Raw genomic sequence first — 7,156 nt, forward strand, 5'->3', positions numbered from 1 at the left:
AGGGTCGTGTCTGCTCAATTTTTAGTTGACCTTAGGAGGAACGGTTAAAATGAAGTCTCCCCTACCAAGCAATGGCAAGAGAGCAGTTGCATCTTTAGGCACAGCCATCACGAGTAAATAGGGTTCATCAGAGGATATTGAGGCTTTGTCTACGGACAACAATACGATTTCATATGAACCGTTCGGTGTTTCATCGCTTGCGATTTGGGCACGACCACCCTCACCGAGACGGCCTACCAAGGCTTGCGCCGATGATGCAGGGGCTACTACAACGATCGCCCCATCGCTCAACACATTTGAATCAATATCCGATCCCACGCCGGTCGTGAGAATCGGCTCACCACGACCAAGGTCTCGTGTCGTGTATTTGCCCACTACTTCGCTAGCAAATTTAATGCCGTTCTTGGGCGGTACCGCTGTGCTTATGACCACAGCGGTAAGCTTTCAACGCCTGAAACGCCGGTGCAGCGGCCTTGAGCTGCGCTTTACTCCACAGTAACGATAATTTAGCGTTCGTCAATAATAATTTGCCTTCTGCTAAACGATCTGACAAGCCGTCGCTCCGTGGTCAATCGGGCTAGTCCGGACCCGCTGGGTACTGGTGAAGGTCTCCTAATAGACGGCGGACTTCAGGCCGCTATGGCGCTCCTCAACCGGACAACTTGTGCCTGGCTCGTGAAGGGCGCCTTTTCCGCTCGCCGTGATGCCAGGACAGCTGTTTTAGCAGTCCAGGCACAGCTCATCTGACCAGTTTCGACCCCGTCGCCACCTTCGGCATCGAGAACAACTCAGTCCACAGAACACACAGATAGGTAGAATAATTGAGCCCGGCGCATCCGACAGTGCGGACCAATGCTTTGTGCGCGGACTCTCAATCCCTCACAGCAAAAGACGTGGGCACCGCTTGGTCGATGACCACTCCTCAGCGTGTGAGGCACATGGCATTGATGGGAAAATGTGTTAATAAAATCCAAGTGATGGCAAGTCAACACCGCCCCAATTGCCCCGTTACCACGCTAACCTATGGGCCTTAATGACGGCCCACTGTCCCGAAGAAGAGGGCCAGTGGCGCTTTCGTGTGAATATGTGGTAAGTTTTGTGAAAATTGCAACGTGCGGTGTTTTGCCGCAACACACTGGGAGTGAACATGGGTGTTCAGCTGGGCATAATCGCCGACGACTTTACTGGCGGAACCGACATTGCGAGTTTTCTTGTGGCCAACGGGGTGAAGACCATCCAGGTATCGGGAGCCGAGTCCATTGACCCCTTTGACCTCGATGTCCAAGCCATCGTGGTCAGCCTCAAGAGCCGCTCCAACCCGGTCAACGAAGCCGTAGCGCAGTCGCTCCAAGCCTTGGAACTGCTCAAAACTATTGGCGCCCGGCAAGTGTTTTTCAAGTATTGCTCGACCTTCGACAGCACCGCGCAAGGAAATATCGGGCCAGTCACCGATGCGTTGCTCGATGCGTTGAACGAAGATTTTACGGTGATCTGCCCCGCTCTGCCGGTCAACGGACGCACCACGTACCAGGGCGTCCTCTTCATCAATGGAGTACCCCTCAACGAGTCGGGCATGCGCAATCACCCTGTCACCCCAATGACGGATTCCAACCTCGTCCGGCTCATGGATGTTCAGGCCCAGGGCACCACCGGCCTGGTTCCGGTGGAAGTCGTGGAACGCGGGGTCGACGCTGTCACGGAGGCGCTTGCAGCACTGAAAGCTGCCGGCAACCGCTATGCCGTACTCGACGCCCTCAACGACCAGCACCTGAGTGTTCTGGGCGCGGCTGTTGCCAAGTTGCCTTTGGTGACAGGCGGTTCCGGACTTGGCGGGGCTATTGCCCGATCCCTGCCGGACGACGTCAAAGGACAGCAAACAGCCTTCACCCCCAAATCCGGGCCTGCCGTGATTCTGTCAGGATCCTGCTCGGTCATGACCAACGACCAAGTTACCGACTACAAGACGAAGGGGCCGTTCTTGGCCGTGGATGTCGATCGGCTCATGACGTCGCCCCACGGCTACGACGAGGAAGTGCTGGGGTGGTTCACTGAATGGTCCGGCTCGGTTCCGGCACCGCTAATTTTCGCCACTTCCGGCCCCACCGAGGTACAGCGTCTCCAGCAGACCTATGGTTCAGCCGAATCCAGCCACGCCATTGAGAAATTCTTCGGCCGCATCGCCGTCGCACTGGTAGACGGAGGAGTCCAGCGAGTGATAGTTGCTGGCGGCGAGACCTCCGGATCTGTCACCACGGCGTTGGGCATCACGAGATTTGAAGTCGGAGATCCGATCGCGCCGGGTGTTCCCTGGGTCCGGTCATTAGATGGTCGGGTGGACCTGGCTTTGAAATCAGGAAACTTCGGAACCGTCGATTTCTTTAGCCAGGCCCAGTAAGAGGAGGTACGTTCAAATGCCCAGATTCGCAGCAAACCTGTCCATGATGTTCACCGAAGTGCCGTTTCTTGAGCGTTTCAAGGCTGCATTCGACGCCGGATTCAAAGCAGTCGAGTACCTATTTCCGTACGACCACCCCAAAACCCAGATCGCCGAACAATTAGAGGTGCACGGCCTCAAACAGGCCCTTTTCAATGCCTATGCCGGGGACTGGGACGGCAGTGAACGTGGACTGGCCTCCTTGGCAGGGCGCCAGCAGGAGTTCCGGGAGTCCATCGCGCAAGCATTGGAGTATGCACAGGCGTTGGGTTGCCCCAAGGTCCACATTATGGCTGGTATCGCCGAGGTCACCGAGAAGACCAGGGCCCTGTATGTGGAAAATCTGCAATATGCGGCCGACCAGGCAGCTGCCCTCAACATCGAGGTGTTGATCGAGCCGATCAACGCTCGAGACATGCCGGGATATTTCTTGGGCAGCGTGGCGCAGGCTATTGATCTGCTTAAGAGCATCGACCGAGCTAACGCCCGCTTGCAATTTGACTACTACCACGCCCAAATCACCTCCGGGGATGTCACCATGCTCATGCGTGATTCCATGGAACGCATCGGGCACATTCAAATTGCCTCTGTACCAGCACGCAATGAGCCCGATACCGGTGAGCTGAACTATCCCTATGTGCTGGCAGCCTTGGACGCGGCTGGCTACGACGGATGGGTTGGCTGCGAATATCGCCCTGCCGGCGAAACAGCGTCCGGACTTGGCTGGCTGGCATCCTACCGGAACGAGCCCAAATGATCCCCCTCGAGCGGCAACGTGCCATCTTGCAGATGCTTGGAGACCAAGGCAGCGTCAGTATTAACAGTCTTGTTGAGGCCTTGGGGGTCTCACACATGACGGTACGCCGCGATATTCACAGGCTTGAAGAAATGGGCCGTGTTGTCTCGGTGCTCGGCGGTGTCAGCAGGCCGGAGCGTCTGGCCCTGGATCAATCCCACACCGTCAAGGAAGGGTTGAAACAAGCCGAGAAACTGGCTATTGCGCAGGCGGCCGTGGGGCGTGTCCAGCCGGGCAACGTAGTATTCCTCGATGCGGGCACCACCACCTTGGCCATAGCCCATCTTCTGGCGCCGATGCCGAACATGGTTTTCATTACCAACGACTTGTCCATTGCGCTCAGCCTGGCGGAACGCTCGAGCAACGAACTTTTCTTCGCCGGCGGGGCATTGGACCGAGCGAACCTTTCTTCGGATGGTTCGCTGACGGCCCGGATGGTTGCCCAGTTCAATGTGGATGTCGCATTTACCTCGACGTCCTCCTTCGACCTGCGCGGTACTTCCGTGCCCACAGACGCCAAATTGGCGGTCAAACGGGCCATCAAAGACTCTGCCGCTCGAACCATCCTGGTGTGCGACAGCAGCAAGTACGGCCGGGTGGCCAACTTACATGCAGTAAAGCTCACAGACATCGACGAGATCATTACCGATTCCGGTCTTGCCGATGCGGCGGTCGAGAAGATCAAGGAACTGGGAATTCCCTTGACTTTGGCTGATCCCCGCGTCGATTCCCCCCACTAAAGAGAGTTTCAAAGATGAAGATTATAGTTACAGGCGGTGGCGGATTCCTCGGAAGCCGAGTCATCGAACTCCTGCTGGAACGCAAGGATGCCGGGACGGGTGCCGTGGAATTCGACGAAATAGTGTCCCTCGACCTGGCCGAGTGCCCCGTCGATGATTCACGTGTCACCTCAATCAAGGGCAGCATTGGCGACATCGAGCTGCTGCACCAGTTGGTCACGCAGGACACGGTGGGAATTTTCCACCTCGCGGCCGTGCTCAGCGGCGGTTCGGAGGATGACTTCGATCTGGCCATGAACGTTAATGTCGATGGCACTCGCGCACTGCTTCAGGCCGCGCGTTGCATCCAGGCTACTCCCCGCTTTGTCTTTACCAGCTCGCTGGCAGTCTTCGGCGGAGCAATGCCGGAAATCGTACCGGAGAACATGGCTACGCAACCGGAATCGACCTATGGGATGGTCAAGTCAATCGGCGAACTGCTGGTCAACGAGTACACCCGTAAGGGTTACATCGACGGCCGCATCTGCCGCCTCCCCACCATTTCCGTGCGCCCCGGCAAACCGAACAGCGCAGCCTCTTCCTTTGCCAGTTCCATCATTCGCGAGCCGCTCAATGGCACCAAATCAGTGTGCCCGGTTCCGGTCGAGACGAAGATGTGGCTCTCATCCCCCAACGCCGCGGTCACCAACCTGGTCCACGCCTTTGAGCTTGGTGGAGAGCTGCTGGGCGACTGGCGCGTGCTGAACATTCCGGGCTTGAGCGTCACTGCCGGAGAAATGCTCGAAAGCCTGGAACGGGTGGGAGGCCAAGCGGCACGAGATCTCGTAAGTATCGACTACGACGCAAGGGTTGACGCCATTGTTGGATCCTGGCCCGGCGCCTTCGACGTGATGCGCACGCGGGAACTCGGTTTTGTTTCAGACACTGATTTCGATCAGGTTGTCCAGCAATACCACGACGATTTCATCGCAAACTAACCTTTCATCTCCATAATCTAGGAATATCATCATGAATTTTGCGGTTGAAACCATCACAACGGTCACCCCCGCCGCCATAATTGGGCTGGTCGTTGCTATTGCAGTGCTTATTGTCCTTGTGCTCAAAACAAAGGTGCACGCACTTCTTGCCCTGATCATTGCGGCGTCCATTGCCGCTCTGGCCGCCGGTATGACACCGGATGCGGCTGTAGCCTCCATCACCAAGGGATTCGGCTCAACACTTGCAACCATCGGTCTGGTGGTTGGCTTCGGCGTCATGATGGGGCGCATCCTCGAGGTCTCCGGAGCAGCCGAAAAGCTGGCCATCACCATGATCCGATGGCTTGGCAATAAGCGCGAGGAATGGGCGCTGTCGGTTGCCGGCTACATCATCTCTATCCCGATTTTTGTTGACAGCGCATTCGTGATCCTCACACCCCTGGTCAAGGCACTGGCCACCAGCACGGGCCGATCAAGGCTGACGTTGGGCATTGCCATGGCTGGCGGCATGGTTCTTACCCACCATGCTGTTCCGCCGACCCCCGGCCCGCTCGGCGCTGCGGGCATCTACGGTGTCTCCATCGGTGAAATGATCCTCTATGGCGTACTGCTCACCGTGCCTGCCTTGGTAACTGTAACGCTCTATGCACGGTTTGCCGGTCCTAGGATCGAAGCGATGGCCCCCATCCCGGCCGCTGTGGCCTCCGGTGGCGGGGGCAATATCCTGCTAGTAGCAGACGGCAAGACCAGTGCCAAGGAAGCCTTCCAGGAATTCAACGACCTTGCCGACGAACGCCTGAAGGTCCTTCCCTCGTTGTTCCTGTCAGTGCTTCCGATCCTGGCTCCCATTGTTCTAATTTTCCTGAACACCGCAATCTCGGCCGTGGCCAAGACCACGGAAGACGTCGTCCCGGCACTGCTTGTCCAGATTGCCTCCTTCGTGGGCAACCCCGTGATTGCGGTCGGCCTCGGTGTAATTCTTGCCATCTACGGGTTGGCCCGCCAGATGGACCGCAACAGCGTTCTTGCAGAGATGGAAAAGGGCGTCGAATCCGCCGGCATCATCTTGTTGGTCACCGGCGCCGGTGGCGCACTCGGAGCAGTTCTTCGCGATAGCGGTGTTGGCGATGCCATCGGCGCGTGGGTATCCACCATGCCGCTGCCCAGCATCCTCATCCCGTTCCTGATCGCAACCATGGTACGACTGGTTCAAGGCAGCGGGACGGTTGCCATCATTACCGCCGCTTCCCTGTCTGCACCAATTTTGGCCCAGATCCCGGACGTCAACATGATTCTCGCTGCACAGGCAGCATGCTTGGGCGCCATGGTCTTCAGCTACTTCAATGACAGCCTGTTCTGGGTGGTCAACCGCATGCTAGGCGTCACCGATGTAAAGCGGCAGATTCTCACGTGGTCCGTTCCAACCACAATTGCATGGGCGACGGCGCTGGTCACCATCCTGATCGCCGACGCCTTCCTTTGATGTGTTCCTACCTGCCAACTAACAACAACAAAGCAAAGGGCACCAAGTGAAGTTTCTCGAAACAAGGGAAGAACTGGTTAATCTGGCGGCGAGCCTGTTCCACCGTGGTTACTCGGTCGGCAGTGCCGGCAACATTAGCGTCCGGGTAGCCGACGGCTACCTGATGACCCCCACGAATTCATCATTGGGTCGGTTGGATGCCGGTCGATTGTCGTTTCTGGATTCGGCGTGGAACCATGTTTCCGGAGACGCCCCCTCCAAGGAAGTGGTCATGCACCGCGCCATGTATCAGGCGCGTCCGGACATTGGCGCCGTCGTTCATTTGCACTCCACGCATGTGACCGCGCTCAGCTGCCTGGCACCGAGTGAGGAACCGTTGCTCCAGCCGCACACCCCCTATCTGGTGATGCGACTGGGCGAATACATTCCATTGGTTCCCTACTACAAGCCGGGCGACCCCAACATGGAGTCGGACATTTTCGAGGCGGCCAAGGAAGCCAAGGCCATTATCCTGGGCAACCACGGAAGCATTGTGGCCGGGCAAACTCTGGTCAATGCCGTGGATTCTGCCGAGGAATTGGAAGTTTCCGCAGAGATCGCCTTGCTGTTGCGGGGTCGGGACACACGCCCGCTGTCCCCGGCCGAGGTCCATGCCCTCATGAACAGCTAGCCCGGCGATATTCGCGTATTGCAGGGTAGGCGACGAGAAGGCCGGTGGCTCAAGCC

7 protein-coding genes are annotated in these 7,156 nt (G+C 57.6%); 6 read left to right on the forward strand and 1 reads right to left on the reverse strand.

The window, feature by feature from the left end:
• Positions 1 to 21: 21 nt before the first annotated feature.
• Positions 22 to 432: a hypothetical protein gene (locus OS914_RS17110; protein ID WP_267547264.1), complete on the reverse strand. Its 411-nt coding sequence runs from the start codon at positions 430 to 432 to the stop codon at positions 22 to 24.
• 715 nt (positions 433 to 1,147) lie between these two features.
• Between OS914_RS17110 and otnK the strand changes: the two genes are divergently transcribed.
• From otnK to otnC, 6 genes are read left to right on the forward strand one after another with little or no spacing between them, the layout of a single operon-like run.
• Entirely contained in the window at positions 1,148 to 2,395 is a 1,248-nt protein-coding gene (otnK, locus tag OS914_RS17115; protein WP_267547265.1) for a 3-oxo-tetronate kinase, read from the forward strand.
• 16 nt (positions 2,396 to 2,411) lie between these two features.
• Positions 2,412 to 3,191 carry a 2-oxo-tetronate isomerase gene (gene otnI / locus OS914_RS17120; RefSeq protein WP_324290679.1) on the forward strand — a complete coding sequence of 260 codons (780 nt, stop codon included), beginning with the start codon at positions 2,412 to 2,414 and terminating at the stop codon, positions 3,189 to 3,191.
• Positions 3,188 to 3,970: a DeoR/GlpR family DNA-binding transcription regulator gene (locus tag OS914_RS17125; protein WP_267547267.1), complete on the forward strand. Its 783-nt coding sequence runs from the start codon at positions 3,188 to 3,190 to the stop codon at positions 3,968 to 3,970. The genes otnI and OS914_RS17125 overlap by 4 nt, the downstream gene beginning before the upstream one ends.
• A 14-nt stretch (positions 3,971 to 3,984) precedes the next feature.
• Complete coding sequence (gene denD / locus OS914_RS17130) at positions 3,985 to 4,947, forward strand: D-erythronate dehydrogenase (protein WP_267547268.1); 963 nt, start codon at positions 3,985 to 3,987, stop codon at positions 4,945 to 4,947.
• A gap of 31 nt (positions 4,948 to 4,978) precedes the next feature.
• Positions 4,979 to 6,430, forward strand: coding sequence for a GntP family permease (locus OS914_RS17135; protein ID WP_267547269.1), 1,452 nt, complete (start codon positions 4,979 to 4,981; stop codon positions 6,428 to 6,430).
• 46 nt (positions 6,431 to 6,476) lie between these two features.
• Positions 6,477 to 7,100: a 3-oxo-tetronate 4-phosphate decarboxylase gene (gene otnC, locus OS914_RS17140; RefSeq protein WP_267547270.1), complete on the forward strand. Its 624-nt coding sequence runs from the start codon at positions 6,477 to 6,479 to the stop codon at positions 7,098 to 7,100.
• Positions 7,101 to 7,156 lie beyond the last annotated feature (56 nt).

The sequence above is a fragment of the Arthrobacter endolithicus genome (assembly GCF_026627425.1).
GTDB lineage: Bacteria > Actinomycetota > Actinomycetes > Actinomycetales > Micrococcaceae > Arthrobacter_M.

Excerpts from the sequence above, each read along its gene's own strand:
- OS914_RS17135 (WP_267547269.1), top strand. The coding sequence starts at position 4,979 with ATGAATTTTGCGGTTGAAACCATCACAACGGTCACCCCCGCCGCCATA.
- otnI (WP_324290679.1), top strand. The coding sequence starts at position 2,412 with ATGCCCAGATTCGCAGCAAACCTGTCCATGATGTTCACCGAAGTGCCG.
- OS914_RS17125 (WP_267547267.1), top strand. The coding sequence starts at position 3,188 with ATGATCCCCCTCGAGCGGCAACGTGCCATCTTGCAGATGCTTGGAGAC.
- denD (WP_267547268.1), top strand. The coding sequence starts at position 3,985 with ATGAAGATTATAGTTACAGGCGGTGGCGGATTCCTCGGAAGCCGAGTC.
- otnK (WP_267547265.1), top strand. The coding sequence starts at position 1,148 with ATGGGTGTTCAGCTGGGCATAATCGCCGACGACTTTACTGGCGGAACC.